This window comes from Vreelandella neptunia, assembly GCF_034479615.1.
Lineage (GTDB): Bacteria > Pseudomonadota > Gammaproteobacteria > Pseudomonadales > Halomonadaceae > Vreelandella > Vreelandella neptunia.
In genome coordinates, this window is record NZ_CP140255.1 from 1,898,341 (window position 1) to 1,916,067 (window position 17,727).

17 protein-coding genes, 1 tRNA gene and 1 pseudogene are annotated in these 17,727 nt (G+C 54.3%); 12 read left to right on the forward strand and 7 right to left on the reverse strand.

What is annotated here, in order from left to right:
* Positions 1–29 precede the first annotated feature (29 nt).
* Together SR894_RS08805 and SR894_RS08810 are read left to right on the forward strand one after the other, a co-directional pair.
* A pseudogene (locus tag SR894_RS08805) lies at positions 30–437 on the forward strand (DUF1799 domain-containing protein); the annotation flags it as partial.
* 24 nt (positions 438–461) lie between these two features.
* The gene (locus SR894_RS08810; protein WP_223288795.1) at positions 462–692 is read left to right on the forward strand and encodes a hypothetical protein; all 231 of its coding nucleotides are present in this window, start codon (positions 462–464) and stop codon (positions 690–692) included.
* Here the strand turns inward: SR894_RS08810 and SR894_RS08815 are convergent.
* A complete protein-coding gene (locus tag SR894_RS08815; RefSeq protein WP_223288794.1) occupies positions 663–911 on the reverse strand; it encodes a hypothetical protein in 249 nt (82 codons plus the stop codon). The genes SR894_RS08810 and SR894_RS08815 overlap by 30 nt on opposite strands.
* Positions 912–1,044: 133 nt before the next feature.
* Positions 1,045–1,206 carry a hypothetical protein gene (locus SR894_RS08820; protein WP_223288793.1) on the reverse strand — a complete coding sequence of 54 codons (162 nt, stop codon included), beginning with the start codon at positions 1,204–1,206 and terminating at the stop codon, positions 1,045–1,047.
* Between the two features lie 26 nt (positions 1,207–1,232).
* Here SR894_RS08820 and SR894_RS08825 point away from each other — a divergent pair, with 26 nt between their 5' ends.
* The 8 genes from SR894_RS08825 to SR894_RS08860 all read left to right on the forward strand — a co-directional run bounded on the left by SR894_RS08825 (position 1,233) and on the right by SR894_RS08860 (position 12,972).
* Positions 1,233–1,769 (forward strand): ORF6N domain-containing protein, encoded by a 537-nt coding sequence (locus tag SR894_RS08825; RefSeq protein ID WP_223288792.1) that lies wholly within the window; start codon positions 1,233–1,235, stop codon positions 1,767–1,769.
* A gap of 240 nt (positions 1,770–2,009) precedes the next feature.
* The gene (locus SR894_RS08830) at positions 2,010–2,609 is read left to right on the forward strand and encodes a hypothetical protein (RefSeq protein ID WP_223288791.1); all 600 of its coding nucleotides are present in this window, start codon (positions 2,010–2,012) and stop codon (positions 2,607–2,609) included.
* Positions 2,610–2,716: 107 nt separating this feature from the next.
* Positions 2,717–8,203 carry a hypothetical protein gene (locus SR894_RS08835; RefSeq protein WP_223288790.1) on the forward strand — a complete coding sequence of 1,829 codons (5,487 nt, stop codon included), beginning with the start codon at positions 2,717–2,719 and terminating at the stop codon, positions 8,201–8,203.
* The gene (locus tag SR894_RS08840) at positions 8,200–9,579 is read left to right on the forward strand and encodes an MFS transporter (RefSeq protein ID WP_223288789.1); all 1,380 of its coding nucleotides are present in this window, start codon (positions 8,200–8,202) and stop codon (positions 9,577–9,579) included. The genes SR894_RS08835 and SR894_RS08840 overlap by 4 nt, the downstream gene beginning before the upstream one ends.
* The gene (locus SR894_RS08845; protein WP_223288788.1) at positions 9,576–10,409 is read left to right on the forward strand and encodes a hypothetical protein; all 834 of its coding nucleotides are present in this window, start codon (positions 9,576–9,578) and stop codon (positions 10,407–10,409) included. The genes SR894_RS08840 and SR894_RS08845 overlap by 4 nt, the downstream gene beginning before the upstream one ends.
* A 2-nt stretch (positions 10,410–10,411) precedes the next feature.
* A complete protein-coding gene (locus tag SR894_RS08850; RefSeq protein WP_223288787.1) occupies positions 10,412–12,037 on the forward strand; it encodes a sialidase family protein in 1,626 nt (541 codons plus the stop codon).
* The gene (locus SR894_RS08855; protein ID WP_223288786.1) at positions 12,034–12,468 is read left to right on the forward strand and encodes a hypothetical protein; all 435 of its coding nucleotides are present in this window, start codon (positions 12,034–12,036) and stop codon (positions 12,466–12,468) included. The genes SR894_RS08850 and SR894_RS08855 overlap by 4 nt, the downstream gene beginning before the upstream one ends.
* Before the next feature lie 60 nt (positions 12,469–12,528).
* A complete protein-coding gene (locus SR894_RS08860) occupies positions 12,529–12,972 on the forward strand; it encodes a hypothetical protein (RefSeq protein WP_223288785.1) in 444 nt (147 codons plus the stop codon).
* A gap of 142 nt (positions 12,973–13,114) precedes the next feature.
* Here SR894_RS08860 and SR894_RS08865 read toward each other — a convergent pair whose 3' ends face one another.
* The 5 genes from SR894_RS08865 to SR894_RS08885 all read right to left on the reverse strand — a co-directional run bounded on the left by SR894_RS08865 (position 13,115) and on the right by SR894_RS08885 (position 15,907).
* Complete coding sequence (locus SR894_RS08865) at positions 13,115–13,402, reverse strand: hypothetical protein (protein ID WP_223288784.1); 288 nt, start codon at positions 13,400–13,402, stop codon at positions 13,115–13,117.
* Complete coding sequence (locus SR894_RS08870) at positions 13,402–13,626, reverse strand: DUF1654 domain-containing protein (protein WP_223288783.1); 225 nt, start codon at positions 13,624–13,626, stop codon at positions 13,402–13,404. The genes SR894_RS08865 and SR894_RS08870 overlap by 1 nt, the downstream gene beginning before the upstream one ends.
* 230 nt (positions 13,627–13,856) lie before the next feature.
* Positions 13,857–14,261: a hypothetical protein gene (locus SR894_RS08875; RefSeq protein WP_223288782.1), complete on the reverse strand. Its 405-nt coding sequence runs from the start codon at positions 14,259–14,261 to the stop codon at positions 13,857–13,859.
* A 165-nt stretch (positions 14,262–14,426) separates the two neighbouring features.
* Positions 14,427–15,659, reverse strand: coding sequence for a tyrosine-type recombinase/integrase (locus SR894_RS08880; RefSeq protein WP_223288781.1), 1,233 nt, complete (start codon positions 15,657–15,659; stop codon positions 14,427–14,429).
* A gap of 163 nt (positions 15,660–15,822) precedes the next feature.
* Positions 15,823–15,907, reverse strand: a tRNA-Leu gene (locus tag SR894_RS08885).
* An 83-nt stretch (positions 15,908–15,990) separates the two neighbouring features.
* On the opposite strand from SR894_RS08885, the gene SR894_RS08890 reads away from it, so the two are divergent.
* A complete protein-coding gene (locus SR894_RS08890) occupies positions 15,991–16,695 on the forward strand; it encodes a ComF family protein (protein ID WP_223288780.1) in 705 nt (234 codons plus the stop codon).
* Between the two features lie 53 nt (positions 16,696–16,748).
* Positions 16,749–17,723, forward strand: a complete 975-nt coding sequence (locus SR894_RS08895; protein ID WP_133730653.1) for a serine/threonine protein kinase — start codon at positions 16,749–16,751, stop codon at positions 17,721–17,723.
* The last annotated feature ends 4 nt before the right edge of the window (positions 17,724–17,727 follow it).

Sequence of the window (17,727 nt, forward strand, 5' to 3'; positions counted from 1 at the left end):
GGCTAGAAGAGTTCGAGGCCAACGAAGCCCCCAAGCACTACGAGGTGTGGAAAGAACACTGGCCAGCGCTGGAACTGTTTCTCGCCATGCGCACCCAGTGGCGTACCGTCTCGGGCATGGCAGGCGCCCAGCGCCTAGGCATCGATTACAACGCGCTCTATGGCCACCCCAAATTTGCCCGCTTGGATTATGACGAGCAGGACAAACTGCTAGGCCAGATACAGCACATCGAAGCGGGCGCGCTTGCAGCGTTTAATGAGCAAAGCCATTTAGCCGAGCAGGAAGCCGAACAGCAAGCCCAGGTGACCGAGATTATCGAGAAGCGCGTCGAGCTGTGTTTCATGCAAGAAGAGCAGCAGCGCATCAGCGTGCGTGAGCTGATGAACGTGATGGATCTGCCGCCTGTCTATCGGAGTGATGGGGCGTTTGTGGCGTAACTTACCCCAACAGGAGTTGCCAAAATGGAAGAACTACTCATTGAAATGCGCAAGGTTCGCAAACTGCTAGAAGTGCTGGTCAATCAGCAGCGCGTTGAGCCAGCGACCCCGGGTATAATTGACCAAACGGCGAGCGATGCCCGCCATTTTGGGTTGGCTGTAAGTGATAGCGAAGAGCGAGACCATGCAGGAGAAGCTATTATTCCTCTGAATAGTTCAAGCCTGCTAGTCAAACCTAGGGATACTTTCATCTAACCCTCTGAAGAGAAACTCCGTGTGCCCCGCGATTCTTTTATCAGGATCATTACCTTGCATGTCTGATTCTTGGATGGAGTAACTTAATGCTGCTTTGTACGCTGCATGGGCAACGTCTGACTGACCGTTTCTGTTTAAAGCGTCAACCAGCGCCATGATGGCATATTCGCAAGCACGCATTCTGACTTCTGGATGATCATCGGCAACGTCTCTGCTCATACTGCACCCCTAATTATTAGTGTGTGAATCTGATTGATAGCAGAGCAGAGTGGTCAGCACAATTTGTGGAAATCCACAGCCTGGACACAAAACCATGGGTAATCGCTTACAACCTTAACGATCTTCACCCCCTTTAACGCGTTTCACTGACCATCAACATCAATACTGCCCTGGCATCCGCTGGGGCTTTTTTATGCGCGGCATCCACCGCCGCTGAAACACAGAGCCTTCCGGGATGGGTCATGGGGCCAGCAGTTAGTGCTGACTCTGTGGATTGCTGATGCCCGGTGGACATGGCTCATCACCAGAAGGAACACTCTCATGAACAACGTTGTCACCCTAACCCCTGAAAGCGTCCCCGGGTTCAAGTACGCAGGAAAGCCGGTGGTCACCTCGGCCATGCTGGCGCGGCTTTATGGGGCAACTGAAAAGAAGATCCGGAACAACTACCTGAGAAATCGGAGTCGTTTTATAGAGGGCAAGCATTACTTTAAAATTGAAGGTAGTGAGCTTGCTGATTTGCGAGCCTCTTTGAGAGGGTCACAAATACCAAGCAAGGCACGCGCTATAACCCTCTGGACACAGCGAGGCGCCGCCCGCCACGCCAAGATGCTAGAGACCGATAAAGCATGGGAAGTTTTCGAGGCATTAGAGGATAGCTACTTTGCCTCGCCCCTGGAGCGATTGCAGGAAGCCGCCGAAGCGCTGAAAGCACAGGATGAGCGCGGAAGCCATGCGGGTCGAGAGCTGAACCGCCACAAGCACGTAAGGCCACAGATTGAGCAGGAGTTAGAGCGTCGCTTTCAAGAGGTGCAAATGTCGCTGCCGCATATAGCAGCTATTAAGCTGGGCGATTAGGAGGTCGCATGTCAGAGAAAGTTGCAGATCGAGCAGGAATGTTATTAGCAGTGGGTGGGCTACTGGTGGGTGTGGCAGCGGTGATTGCAGCGGGGGCAGCGCTGGCGCATGCACTACTGTAATTCCAACAGGCCCACCTGCACCCACCATAGGCGGGCGCAGCTTCATATGTCTTTGTAGCTGCCTCTGTTCTCTTAATCCGCTAAGCTGGCTTGGGAACAACAAACTAAAGAGGGCCTTATGTCAGCACAAACTATACCGGATAGAGAGCGTTGGTCAGGATGGGTAACATTTGCATGGCTATTGGCAATACTTGCTTGTATTGGAGGTGTTGCAATTATTGCTATTGCTGGATCTATTGAGGTGCCGCGGGAAAATGGTTTCGGTAGAGTCGAGACCGTAAGAGAAGCCAATGTATTTATATGGTCGCTGGGTATTGGGCAGGCGGTAAGCGCCTTAATGCTTGCTGCGCTGTTCAGCATGATTAACTCAATTTATAAGAATTCTTGTTTGTTGGTAGGATTACAGTCTGAAGTAGAACCAAGCTTAAAGGAAGATGCCCCCAACCGCTCTTGGCCTCAATCATCAAATATGACACCGGATGCTAATGGGCCAAGGGTTGTAAAAATATCCGATAAATCACCTTTATTCGATAAAGCTTATGTGGATTGGTATCTAACAAAAGCAAACGGTAGCAACATTTCATCTAGCAAAGACATAAAGCCGGTGTTGAAGCTTGGTGAGAACAGCTTCATTTTTACAAAGCCAACAGGTGAACAGGTAACAATCAATACTACTGTCAACTCTGATTTACGCCTACATATGACTTTAAGTAGATAATTCTCTAGATTTTCTAAACCCGCGTCGGCGGGTTTTTTAATGCCCGAATTTTAACAGGCCCGCCGCGTGCGGGCTTTTTATTGCCCGCAATTTGAGGTTTACCACCCATGGCCCAGCAATACAAAACCGGATTAATCATCACGGGCGACGCCAGTGGTGGTATTCGTGCCATTAAGGCGACCGAAAGCGAGCTGGGAAAACTGAATCAGGGTTTTGACCGCGGTGGGCGTCAGTCCAAGCAGTTTGGCGCAGACGCTGCCCGCGCAGGTCGTCAGCTATCAGCAATTGATCAGGGCGCTTCTGATGCTAGCCGTGGACTAGCTGTGCTACGTACTAACGTGGCAGGCGTGGCCGCGGCTATGGCAACCGCCTTCGGTGCGGGCAGTATCATTAACCAAGCGCGCATTATTGCCGACACAGATTCGCTCGCGAAAAGCATCGGCATGGCCACCGGTGAACTGCAAGCCTGGGACTATGCCGCTAAGCAGGCAGGGCTTGCTGGCGGCCAGATGGGTGACATCCTCAAAGACATTACCGAGCGGATCGGTGAATTTACCGCTGAAGGCACCGGCGAAGCCGCCGCGCTATTTGAAAACCTAAACCTCAATATTGAGGAAATGAAGCGGCTGGCGCCTGATCAGCAGCTGCTGCGCATTGCGGATGCCATTAGCACGCTGGAAACCCGCGGCGAAAAGATCAGTTACTTAGAGCGCTTAGGTAGTGATGCCACGTTGCTGCTGCCGCTGCTGGACGATAACGCCGCCAAACTGCACGAGTTTACCAACGAAGCGGAAATGTTGGGCGTCGCAATGTCCCAGATGGACATTAACAATGCCGTTGAAGCCAACCGCGCCATGTCGCATCTTACCGGCACTATGGATGGCTTCACCAACCAAATTGTTGCAGACCTTGGGCCAGGGCTAGCAATGGCAGTAGGTGGACTGGCTGACTTTATCCAAGAGTCAGGTGGTGCGGCCAGCATCCTGAATGAGGTGAAAGATGTTGCCACGCTGACAGCCGCTGTTATGGCGGGCCGCTATGCCGCCTCGATGGTGGCCTCTACCCGCCAGATGATAGAGCGAAATGCCGCCAGTGCAGCGGCCGCCGCCGCTGATGAGCGCTCTATGCAAATGGCGGTACGCCGTTCAGCCGCAGAAGTCACCGCAGCTAAGCGCACATTAGGCCGGGCCGTAGCTGAAGCCCAGGCGACCAAAGGAACGGATTCCCACACTGCTGCGCTGGCTCGCTTGGGTGTTGCTCGCCAGCAGGCCATAGCAGCCACGGCACAACATACCGTTGCCGTGAATGCCAACGCGGCGGCGACTCAAAGGGCTACAGTCGTGGCTCGGGCAGCATCCGGCGCTTACGCCCTGATCGGTGGCCCCTTGGGGGTGGCAACACTGGCCGCTACTGCGTTCTTTATGTTCCGTGATAGCAGCGATGAAGTTGCCAGCTCGCTGGTCAACATGGATGAGCCGCTTGAAAGCGTTATTGAAGACTTCAAAACGCTGACCACTGAAAGTCAGCGTGCCGCCCTGATTAAATGGGGAGATCGTCAGGAAGAAGAAGCCGACAAAGCCCGTCAAGCTCTGGCTAAAATCCGTGAAGAAGTGCTTAGTCTCGGGTTCGAAGATAGCACCGGCGCCGAAGCACGTGTGTTTTTCGACGAAATTAACGCCGGATTTGAAGCGGTAGAAAGTGGCGCTCAAAGCCTGGATGCAATGCTGACTGGCCTGCAAGAGCAGTTAGAGATTCCTGAAGGCGTGATGCGAGACTTACGCCTCCTGGCGTCCGAATACAGCGCTGGGCGTGTGTCTGCTGATGAACTGGGAGTCCGCTTAGCAGCCCTGACAAATACGTTTAATGACGTAAGTGACGGCGCAGCTAATGCGGGCAGTTCGGTCAATAGCAATACGCCTAGCGCCGAAGCGCTTGAGCAATGGGAGAAATATAACCAAAAGCTGCGCGACAGCATTGCCGCTCTTCGCGATCCTTCCGCTCTGGGTGCGGTAACCCGCGACCTGGATTCGATGGGAATAACTGGCCAATTCCGTCGATCATTAACGCTCATCAATGCAATGGAGTTAGAGCGTCTAGAGCAACAGAAAAAAAACGAGGAAGAAGCCGCCGCGGCGGCTAAGCAAGCGGCAAGCGAATCCTCCCGCGCTTATGAGCAAGCTGCACGCGCCGCCGAACAGTCAGCGAAACAACAAGCTGACGCTCTGCGGAGCATTCAGCACGAAATGGATCCGCTGCTAGCGGAACACGCCACCTATATCGAGCGCATGGAGGTTTTAGACCAGGCGCTTTCAGACAACACCATCACTCAGGAGGCGTACGGCGAGTCCGTGCGCTGGGCAGCGGAGCAATACACCCGCGCCGCCACCGGTGCCGAGGAGTACGAAAAGCAAACCGAATCGCTGATTAGCACGTATGACCGGCACAACCAGCGTGCCCACCAGCTGCGCGATGCGTTAGAGCAGATTAACCAGCGTTACCGCGATGGTGAAATTAACGGCGACCAGTACGCCCGTATGGTCGGCGGTATCCGCGATGAAATGCAGCAGTTGGCCCTCGAAGCCGAACCCATTTCTAAAGAGCTGGCCAGGTCGTGGGAGGAGGCAGCCAACCGGATTAATGAAACGTTTGGCGATGCGTTTACCGGCGCCTATGGCTCGTTTGAGGATTTCGGCGACAGGCTGATGGACGGCGTTAAGCGCTTACTCGGTGAGATTGCCTACCAAGCGACGCTTGAGCCCATCGTGATTGGTTTCACTACTGATATGCGCGGGGGGCTGGGTATCCCTGGAGCGGATGCTCAATCAAATGGTGGCTTTGATTTTAGCAACACCGTTGGCGCTGCCAAAAACCTTTATAGCTCAGCCTCATCTCTTCTTGGCTTCGGATCATCTGCTGCCACTAATGGAGCGGCCCTAAGCGGCGGATTCATGAGCGCTGCTGCCACGCAATCGGCCGGCAGTTTGTACGGCATGGCCGCTACGGGTGGCGCCGCACAGGCGGGCCTAATGAGCAGCATCACGTCAGGCATTAGCGCTGCTATGCCTTGGCTAGCGGGCGGCTTTGCGATTGATAACGTCCTGGGGCTAGGTATCACCGACGGGATTACGAAAGCCCTGGGCAGTCTTTTCGGCTCTGACCGCAAAAGCTACGGCCAGATAGGCTCCCAAATCGGCGGAGACGATACGGCAGGCGATGGCGTTTACCGCTACGACCGCAACGACCGCTCAATGGGCTGGGCTCAAGATTCCGCGCTTGGCACTATCGGCGTCACGAAAAAGCAGAAAACTGACGATGACTTTTTGATTAACGCCGTCGGCACTTTGGCGGAAGTTGATAATCTTGTTGCCGGTGTAATGACCGCGGCGCAACTTGAGAAAAGCCGCACTGCACTGGACGGATGGAAATCCAGTCGAACCGAGAACATCGCCGGGTTAGCCGATGAGCGCTTGTCTGCTGTTCTTGATGCAACCGGCAGTATTTTCACCGATGTTCTCAGCCAGTTTGATGGCGAAGCGCTGGTTCAAGGTCTTGTCGGCGGCCTGCAAGTCGAGAACGTCGGCGGCGAAATGGCCGCTGCCGTTGCTGCAGATATGAACGCTGAGTTCCGCGAGGCGCTGGGCAGTGGATCAGATATTCAAGCCGCTACGCAGTCGATCCTATCCAGCGCTCAGGCTGTGCAAACGCTGGGTGGTGCTGTTGATCGGCTAGGGCTTCAGTTCGACGCCACTGCAGCGGGCGCGCTGGATGCGGCTGGGAACCTCGCCTCACTAGTGGGCGGCACCGACAGCCTGAACAGCCTGCTATCAGGCTATTACGACGCCTTCTACACCGAGCAGGAGAAATTCGACAACCTGGCTAGCGACTTATCGGGCACGTTTGCCGACATGGGCCGCGAGCTGCCGACTACCCGCGAGGGCGTGCGTGAGCTAGTTGAGGGGCTGCAGTTGATGGGCTCAGCGGGGCAAGAGCAGTTAGCGACCGTTCTACAGCTCAATCAACCGCTTTCTCAGTACATCACAGCGATGGAAGAGCAGCGGCAAGCGACGCTTGACGCGACTACAGCAGAGAATGAGCTGGCAGCAGCGCGAGCCGCTGAGCGAGTTGATCTACTCAACCGCACGAGCCTGTACAGCAGCGGCATTGTAGGCGGCGTTGATGATGCCCTGGATGCCTATAACGAGCAAATGGCGTTGGCCAGCGAAGCGGCGCGGCAGCGTGAACAGCAGCTGCGTGACGAGCTGAATGCTATCCAGCAGCTGGGTAATTTGCTGGATTCGCTAGCGCTTTCGGATCAGTCCATTTTAGACCCCGCCCAGCGGCTGCAAGAGGCGCAACGCCAATTTGCAGAGCTGCAAGTACGGGCAGAGAACGGCGATACCGAGGCAGCCAGCCAGCTGCAGGGAGCGTCTAACGCGTACCTAACGGAAGCGGCTAACTACTATGGTCAATCGTCTAGCCAGTACGCTGAGATTTACGACGATGTGACCAGTTCGGTTCGCAGCTTGGAGGACATTTTTGGCGAATCGGTAGCCACGCTGGGCACGATTGAGAGCATCGAACGGCAGATGCTGCGCGAGCAGCAGCGGGCCCGTGAAATGTTGTCATCGTCGCTCAGTGAAGAGGTTCGGCAGAGTGATTTATTGGGCTCTATCGCGGATCTTATCGATCTGCTGCCCAGCTCGCTAGCGTCGGCGATTAGCTCGATTTTGCCGGAATTCGGCGACAATAGCGGGGGTGGCTTTGATGAAGCCGCTTACCTGGCTAACAAAACGGCGCAGGTCAACGCGACCGGGCAGGATGGGCGCACAGATTGGACGCAGCAACAGGTATTAGACGCGATTATCCGCGACTATGGCTCTATACAAGCGCACTACGCCGCCGTAGGGCGGGGCGAGGGAATCCAGCCCTACTACGATGCGGACACGGCCCCGGCGAGTGTGGGCGGATCCAGTGGCGGCGGCGGGTCTGGCAGCACGGCATTTGACCAAGCCGCGTACCTGGCTAACAAAACCAGCCAGGTAAACGCCAATGGCCAAGGCGGCAACTCTAGCTGGACGCAGCAGCAGGTGTTAGACGCCATCATCCGCGATTACGGGTCGGTTGAGGCTCACTATAACGCTATCGGTAAAAGCGAGGGCGTGACGCCCTACGCCACCGGGGCGTGGTCTATTCCCGGTGACCAGCTGGCATTGATCCACGATCAAGAAATGGTGGTGCCATCGCGTGAGGGTATCGCTGATGAATTCCGCGCCTATGCCGCCGGTGACTATCAGCGGGAGCTAATGGGCGAGCTGGGCAACATTCAGCGTGCCTTGCCTATGCCGAACATGCCCCCGATGCCCATGCAATCCCAAACCAACCCCCAGGCCGATAACAACGCCGCGTTGCTGCGGGCGTTTGCGGGTATGCGCGACGACAACGCGCGGCTGTTAGAGCGCGTGGGGCAGCTGGAAGAGCAGTTGGCGGCGATTGCCGGTAACACGGGCGCCCTGGTCGATCCCTCCCGGCGCACCGCGACGGCAGCAGAAGAAACTGAGCGCAATAGCCGTTTGAAAATAAGGAACCCCGCATGATCAGTGATGCACAATTCAAGCGCTGGTTAGAAAGCCCTAATGAAAACCGCGTGATGCTGGCGGAGCTGGAACACGCGGGCGGGGTGGTGCAGGTGGCCGATAAGCCCTACGTCGCCCCGGCGTTTGAAGCACTGGCGAACCCGGTCTGGAATGACCTGTTGATTACCGCGTCGGGGATCTCGACGCGGGTCGATGGGTTAATCGAAATTGGAAAAATCCAGCTGCGCAACGATGGGCGCATTACCGAGTGGCTGGATTACCAATGGCGCGGGTGGCCGGTGCGGTTGTTTTTGGGGGATCAAGCGTGGCCACGGGCGGATTTTCGGCCCGTTGCTTTGGCCACTAACGGCGGGCTGGAATCGTACAAAACCGGCGAGATAACGCTGAGCGTGATTGATTCCAGCGAGCAGCTAAACGAACCGATCGACACCGGGCAACTGCCCGATGACGGCGGCCCGGTGCCTTTGCTGCTGGGGCAGCGCTTCAACGTGCCTGCGTTTCGCACTGACACCGCAACGCTGCGTTACCGGGTAAGTTTTCTGCCGCTGTTGAGTGTTACCCCGCGTGATATTGGCAACGAGGTGCCCCACACCGCTCATTTGAGCGATGGCGCCTTTACGCTAAACAACGGCCCCGGCAGCGGTAGCGAGATTACCGCCGCTGCCCATGAGCAGCACGATACCCCCATGGCCATGGTGCAGTGGGTCGCGGATTACTACGGCAAAACGGTTTCCCCCAACACCGTATTGCCCAATGTAACGGTGGGGTTTTACAGCAGTGCGGAAGCCACCGGAGCCCAGGTACTGGACGCGCTATGTGAATCGTTGGGGGCTGGCTGGCACATTGACGCATTCGACCGTCTCGATGTGCGCGTGTTTGAAGGCGTTAGTGATGACCCCGGTGTCACGCCGGATATAACGCTCAGCGCCGACAACGTGCAGGAAAACAGCCTTCAGCTAGCCAGCGTAGAGCCGCCGTGGTCGGGCCTAACGTTTCGCTGGGGACGTAATGATGCCCCGCTGCGCAGCGTTGCCGGGGTGATCGATGATACCGATCCCGCCCTGGCGGCGCGGTTTAAGCAAGAGTGGCGGGAAAGCACGGCAGAGCAGGCGCTGCCGAATCACCCCCTGGCTACCCCTGAGAACGTTAATTCGTTAATGGAGCTAAGCGCCGAAGTGGTAACCGAGCGCGACCGCCGTTTGGGCTATCACGCGCTACGCCGGGAGCGTTGGCGGCTGATTACGTACCTGCCCACCGTTCAGATTTACCAAACCATCACGGTTAACGTACCGCCCATTGTTGGCCGGATCGGGCGCGTCTCTGCCGTGCGGCTGGAGAAAGTGGGCGGTAAAGCGGAGCTGGAGATCATTCTGTGAATAAAACGAGAAACCTACGGCTAGTGCTCTACAACGAACACGACACCGCCACGCTAACGGCCAGCAGCGCGGCGAGCGGCACGCCGATTGAAAACACTCAGATTAACGACCGCGCCGAAATATTCCGCAGCGCGGATCTAGCCGAGCTAGTGATAGAAGGCACGCTACCCGCCGGCGCGTTTGTCGATAGCCTCAACTTGATACGCCACAACCTTAGCGCCTCAGGCACGGTACGGTTAACCCTGCTGGAAGGTGAGAACGAGCCGTGGGACAGCGGCGAACAATCAACGGGTGAAATCATTCCCGCTGGGGTATGGCGGGCAGGCATCGACCCATGGGGCGCGACCTATAACGACCAGCTACTCAACCCGGCGACGATGTTTCGCTTTCCGATTACGCCGATTACCGGCTACCGCATCACGATAAACGACCCCGATAATAGCGCGGGCGCGATTGAGATAGGGCGCATCGTATTGGGTCAAGATTGGGTGCCTGAGTTTAACGCGAGCTATGACCTGCCCATTGCCAACCAAGACAGGGCTCAACACGAATATAGCGCCGGGCAAACGCTGCGCACGATCAACGGCGGCAACACCCGCCGCACCGCCACCATCGAACTGAATTGGCTGGTAGACGCTGACCGTTCGCGGCTCGTGGTCGAGCTGGGGCAGCGCGGCATGATTGCTGACGTGTTCGTGGATCTCTACCCCGAAAGCACGGGCATCGAGCGCCTGAACGGCGCGTTCCTGGCGCGCATGACTGAGGGCTACGGCGACAGTCATTACATACCCCTGCACCGCAAAACCAAATTATCGTTTATTGAGGTATGACCATGGCCATGACCACGCCTGATGAAATCAATTTAACGCTCTACCGCATTAATACCGGTGACCAGCGCGAGTTTATTACCAAGTTCACCAGCACCCAAACCGCGTTAGAAACGTTCAGCGCTCAGCTTAACCCGATGGTGGCCAGCATTGCACAGGCGCTGGCGGATGCGCTAGAAGCCGCTGAAGACACCCGGCAACAAGCCATTACTGACACTAACGCCATCAAGACGCAAACGGCAGGCATTCGTGATGCCACTGATCAAATTAGGACGGATACGGCTCAGATCCAGACCGCGACGCAGTCGATTTATGACAACGAAGTAATTCCGGCGCGTGATGCAACGCAGGAGTACAGAGACGAAGCGGAAGCCATTCGAGATCAAACCCAGGCTATTAGTGAATCGGGTTTGCCTGTTCAGTCAGGAAATGTCGGCAAGTCCTTAATGACAGACGGCGCAACGACTCGCTGGGATTCTCCCTTCCCCGATAAAGTCGGGAACGAAAATAAAGCGTTGTTTGCCAGTGGCGACGGGCTCAGCGAAGAGTGGCGGGAGATACCTCCGTCACTGAAAATTGGTGATGTGCTCATTACTGAGCGTGATCCTGGTGAGGCGTTTGTCAGAACCAGCGCGATTTACCTGCAGTCAGCATACCCTGAGCTGTTTGGATTAGTGGGGCTTAGGTCAAACAGCTCACAGTGGTCAACCGGTGTTCTTCCTCTAGGGACTCAGTGGACTTCAATAGCATTTGGGAACGGTACCTTTGTTGCGGTATCTGGCCAATCCACAAGAAACGCAGCAGCATCAACAGACGGCGGCTCTTCTTGGGTGAGAAATGACTTGCCATATGTCATTAATTGGAACGGTGTTGCTTTTGGGAATGGAAAGTTCGTAACGGTGGCGGGCTCTAGTGACTACGCTGCGAATTCCACCAACGGGCTGTCATGGGCAAACTATAGCCTTCCGCGGGCTACAGATTGGAAAGCGATTACCTTTGGCAATGGCATGTTCGTGACTATATCCGAAAACACAACTTACTCCGCAGTATCCACTGATGGCATGACTTGGACGCAAGGCACGATGCCTAATGCATCCAATTGGCGCGGTCTGGCCTTCGGCAACGGCGTGTTCGTGGCGGTATCTGGCGGCAATACCCAAGAGGCGGCAATTTCTGCGGATGGTATTAATTGGACACTTGTTGATTTAGGCCATCAAGCCGGTTGGCAATCGATCGCCTTTGGCAACGGCTTTTTCTTGGCTCTTACTGGCGACGTTGGGGTTACGTCGACGGATGGAATTAACTGGACAAAGGTATCGCTCCCAATTAGTGCAAATTGGCAGTCTGTCACGTTTGGGAATGGTCTATTCGTTGCAGTCGCGTCAAATACGGCAACTTCCCTTACAACAAGAGACGCTTTTGCTTGGCGCACATTACCAATGGGTTATGCATACAACTGGCGTTCAGTTGCGTTTGGGGATGGGCATTTTATAGCTGTGAGCTATGGCAATAACGCTGCGTATAGGTTGCCATTTGCGACTTACGACACCACGACGCAATTTTTCGTCCCAGAATTAGATACTGGCGGATCAATCTCCGCGTATATCAAAGCCAGTGAGGCAGTCCAATGATCACTTTATACTTGCGTGACAAGATGGATGTATTTACAGGCACCATCGAGGTCGATCCCAAGGAGGCGATGCCCGCCCGTAGCACGCCCACGCCACCCCCAGCACTATCAGGCGAACAGGTGGCGCAATGGAGTGGCGCAGGCTGGGTGGTGCTTGATAGCTACCCTTATGTGCCAGCCCCGGCACCTCAGGTGCCCAATTCCGTTTCCCGCTTTCAGGCCCGTGCAGCGCTTCACCAGGCCGGTCTGCTGGCCCAAGTGCAGTCGATAATGGAAGACCCAGACACTGACCCGATGACAGTCATTGCCTGGCAGGATGCCACAGAGTTCCGACGCGAAAGTCCGACAGTAGTGGCGCTGGCTGATTCGCTGGGATTGGATGATACCGCTCTGAATGATCTGTTCATAAACGCTGCGACGATTGAGGCGTAATCGTTTTTGTTGTACATATATATAAATGTTAACTTAGCTTTCACCAACAGAGGAATCTTAATGTTACGTTTTGCTATTGTCTTTAGTGTCGTTTTTTTGACGGGTTGTGCCGGCCCTGCTAGCCAAGATAATCTTAGGGATCGATATGCCTTTAACCTTAAAAGTGTTGAAAATTCTAACGTTTTTTTATCGCAACCACTAATGCAATATAGTGAGCATGGTGAAGACTCTGTGTTGAGAGCTTTTACTACTGATGTTGCAGAAATAGATAACCCGAGAAGCTTCGTATTATTAAAGGTTAAGCCAGATTATGCTGATGACAGCATGGATCTGACGCTTACGTTTGACTATTGCGATGGTGTAGTAATTAAGAATGATACCACTTACTGTGATAATGTTATTGGAACCTACCAAGAACGGTTGAATTATCGCTATGACACACTGCCTGAGGAAACGATTCTGGATAATGGGCTTCAGTTTGAAGTGAGTGTTTTTGAAATGTAAGAGATCTCTTACAAAAACTGTCAGTGATCTCTTACATAATGGACGTGGAAACACTGCTATTGTGAGCGCGTGACGCCAGGAACGCCGCTTATAGCACGTCGGATGCGTCACGACAGGGATGTGCAGTTGGTGCAGAAGGGACTCAGTATTGCCAGGGACGGCATACCCTGCCCATTTCCCCCGTTTTATTTTTAGCCCGCCGCCACACGCCTTCCGTTATCAGATCCGTCCTTCTCAGCAGATATTCAGTAGTCCCAGCAACAAGCATATCCTCGCCGTTAAGTGACGAGGCATTGCAGCGTCCGCTATATAAGTGCCCGCGATAAATGACATGATACTCAATCACGCCCAGGGCAGGCGCTTTGCGCCTAAGGCTGATCCAGCCTTTACGCTCAAGCCGCTTTCGCCACTGGGTAGCTGCGTAGCTCATTACATCGCTGCTTCGGGGTTCCAGCGAATACGAACATGCTCGGCGCTGTCATCGAGCGGTATCAAATCAACATTCTCGACCGTGCCCAGGTCGCTCAGCATACGCGCCCAGTCGTCGGTATTGTCGTCGGGCTGGCGCTGGAGTTCGGCGCATTTCTCAGTCTGTGCCTTGGGGCTATTGATGGTTTTCTGCACTCGCTGGCATAACAAGTCATAGCTGCTCATGGATCACCTTTACTGTTTGTTTATACAGTTATTGAGCCATGACAATAAGCCAGGTGGCCAGTGCCTGCAAGCTGTGAGAATAGGGGAGTGGTCGCAGTTTGGTCGCAGAATCAGCGCGACCAATGTGCTGTATGTAAATATAGTAAATCGGTAAGCTGCTGTTTTCTCTATAAAGCCTTGTGCAAGCGCGGCCTTAAAAGTGTAGCTGCGCGGATTCAAAATCCGCCGTGCTAGTTTCCTAATTTCCACCAAGAGGGCGTTTTAAGTAAAAGCTGAATTCTGAGTAAAATCTTTTTCACTTTTACTTCATCTTCAGGAGTGTGGGGGATGGGTTGGTTAAATTCATCGCACTTAACCAATGGCGCTCGAGCAGTATTGAATTCATTCTCAAGCTTGATTAATCGCTTTTGCTTTGACGAAGACATTAACCCGCGAACCTCATCCAGCACATTCCCATCTAATGCCTTTGCATAGCGGCCCTGGGTAATGGCTCGGCTGATTTGCTTGCGCGGAATATCTGCATTACTGCGGAAGTGGTTTCTAGCGTCTCTACCGATAGCAAAAAAATTCCCCGCAACGGCTCCAATACCAGCAGTAAATATAGGAATAATCCACGCGCTCATACCAGTTGCCATTCGCCGTTCCTCGTATATGTTGGTTGCCGTTTGGTTGCTGACTCACTGCAACCAATATAAAGAATGTAAGCATGGGAAGGTAGGAGACTGACGATCTAGGCGGGAGACCGCATTGCAGGCGCGACCCTAAGTGATACTGCTTTGCACTCATAATCCCTTGCGCTATCACCTCTCAACCTGCGATTTAAACTGCTCAGCCCTTTCCTCTGTCATCCCTTCTTCCAGGGAGTCCAGATAATCGGCGTACCACTGCATCATGGCACGCCGTTTCTCGATGTATTGCGCTTGGTTATACACCCCCGAAACTCCCTCTTCTTTGTGGGCCAATTGCGCCTCTACCAGATCTTTTTTCCATCCGTGTTCGCGTAGCAGGGTAGATGCCGTATGCCGCGTTCCGTGACCTACCAGCTTTCCCTTGTACCCAATTTTGCATAGCGCTTGATTGATAGTGTTCTCGCTTAGCTCGGGATTCTTGGAACCCTGCCCGGGAAAGACTAGCCGCTGGCGACCCGTTTGAAGTCGCACTTCTTTGAGATCTGCCAGGGTTTGGTCTGATAGTGGAACTACATGATCTCTGCGCATCTTCATTTTTTCAGCGGCGATAATCCATAACCCATCCTCGAAAGAGAACTCGCTCCACTCAGCAAATCGAATCATGCCAGGGCGTGATGCTGTGCGTAGCACCATCCAGACAGCCGCGCGGGTTTGATGCCGACTTTTTGACAGCTTTAAGGCTTTGAGAAAATCGGGCAGTTCAGGTTCAAAAAGGTGAGGGTAGTGAACGGTTTCAGGCGCTTTGGCTGCAATGTGACGTAGCTCGCTGGCTGGGTTCAGTTCACACAGCCCTTCAGCGATAGCCTCGCTGAATATCTGATTAACCCAAGACCGCACTTTCTCGGCTACGTTGTGAGCTTCGCGCGCCTCTAGTCCACGCTGAATAGCCGTGCAGTCTGCCCGAGTGATTCCTGTTAGCGCTTTATCACCAATTCGGGGAAGTATGTCGCCATCCAGATAACGCCGCATTTGGTCAGTGGTGCCTGGCGACCGGCCCATATCCAGCTTGCGTTGGTACCAGTGTTCGGCAGAGGCGCGGAAAGTGGGTAGTTCGCCTTGCTCATCCAGGTTGGCAATATCAACGCCGTCTGATAGCTGGCGCCGCAGATCTTCAGCAGCCCGCCGCGCAGCTTTTCCGGAGACGGAAGGGAAGCCGCCCAGACCTTTCCATGACCACTTACCGTTAGGTCGTTTATAGCGCAGTTCCCATGACTTTGAGCCATTAGGTTTTACGCGCAAGTAAAGGCCCAGACCGTCTAATTCACGGTAGGCTTTTTCTTCGGGTTCAAGTGATGCGAGTACGGTATCGGCTAGCGGCCGTCGCTTAATCTGAGTGCGCTTCATGCTGTGTCGCTTGTTGTATGCCTGAAGTTAAGCATACAAGAGGGCATACATAAAAACTAACACTAAAGGGGGTAAACCAGGGGAAAGCAGACCAAAGAAGGGGAGCTAAAATGCTTGGCCTGCTTGGCTTTAGACCATATTGAGCAATCTAAAGCATTCAAATTGGTGCGGATGGGGAGACTCGAACTCCCACACCTTACGGCACTAGAACCTAAATCTAGCGTGTCTACCAATTCCACCACATCCGCTAAGACGAGGCGTATATTATCAACTTTGTGATAGAAGTCAATCAATGATTTGATATTAATCTATACATCAGTCAGGAGACGGCATGACATTAAAGGGATGGCTACAGTGGGGAGGTGATTGGATAAAGCAGGCCATGCCAGGCTACTGCGCATTTTGCTTGTCACCGGCATCCGCTGGCCAAGGGTGGTGCGCAACCTGTTTGTGCGAGCTGCCGTGGAACCTGCATGCCTGCCGCCAATGCGGTGACCCAGTTGCTCATGGTGCGAGCTTGTGTGGGCACTGCTTAGTTGACCCTCCGACATTCTCGACCACCCAGGCGGGACTACTGTATCAAGGGGCGATTAAACACTTGGTGCATGATTTTAAATTTCATGCTTCACCGCGGGCGGGTACGTTGCTAGCTGAATTAATGCTACTAACCCCGCCGATGATCCAGGGTGATGCACTGTTGTCAGTGCCGATGACCGCTACACATGCCCGCACGCGAGGGTTCAACCACTCGCACTGGCTGGCGGAACAGCTCAGCCGCCAGCTTGGGGTGCCCATGGTGGCTGCCAAGCGAGTAAAGGATGCCCCTTCCCAGCGCACGTTGAATCGCCGCCAACGGGTTGCCAATCTGGCAGGTGCCTTTGTCTTTGAATCACCGCCCCCGGCGCATTTGTTAATAATCGATGATGTGGTCACCACTGGCTCTACGGGCGACGCATTGGCGCGTGCCGCGCTGGAGGCAGGTGCCAAACGTGTTGATATTTGGGCGGCCGCGCGGACACCGTTAGGTAAGGATTGATAGAATACCCTTTCGCATACTCAATAGCGCTTTCGCCAACCCAGGAGTGGCCTATGTCACACCCGTTTAGCTCTCTTTCGCCTGATTTAGTGATGTCTGCAGTTGAATCGCTGGATATTTGGCCTGCGGGCGAGCCATTTGCGCTAAATAGCTATGAAAATCGAGTGCTGCTATTTCGCGACGACGACGGAAAAAACTGGATCGTTAAGTTTTATCGGCCTGATCGCTGGTCAGATAGTGCGATTCAGGAGGAACACGATTTTCTGCAGGAGTTGGTAGACCAACAGGTGCCGGTCGTTGCCCCTTGGCGTGATAAGGCGGGGGCGTCTTTACACTACTTTAAGGCCTTTCGGTTTACGCTGTTTCCCCACTGCCCCGGCCAGGCGCCGGAGCTTGATAACCCATCGCACCTATTTGCCATGGGTGAGCTGCTGGGGCGGTTGCACCAAGTATCAGCTAAAAAAACCTTTCAGCATCGCCCGCGTTTAGAAATGGCGAGCGGTATTCTTGATGCTCAGCAGCGCGTGTTGGCCAGCAATTGGATGAGCCATCATCAGCGCCGGGCCTATGACCGTGTGATCGAAAAGATCCATAAGCAGCTCCTAAAACATGATGTGCCCGCCAGCAGCATGATTCGCTGTCATGGCGACTGCCACTTGGGTAATGTGCTGGGGCGGGACGAGAAGTTTACCCTGGTCGATTTTGACGACTGCACCATGGCGCCCGCCATGCAGGATATCTGGATGCTATTGCCTACCGATGACCCCGAGGAATGGCGATCGCAGTTAAGTGAAATCACCGAAGGGTATGAAGAGACGTGTCCATTTCCTGCCGAGCAGATGGCGCTTATCGAGCCACTGAGAAGTTATCGGCTGATCAGGCACTCAGCGTGGCTGGTATCACGTTGGGATGATCCTGCTTTTCCTCGGGCGTTTCCCTGGCTGGCGGATAGCGGCTATTGGGATCAGCATATCCGCCAATTAGAGCAGCAGTGCCTTCAGTTAGAGAACCCACTCTGGTTGGCGTAATGGG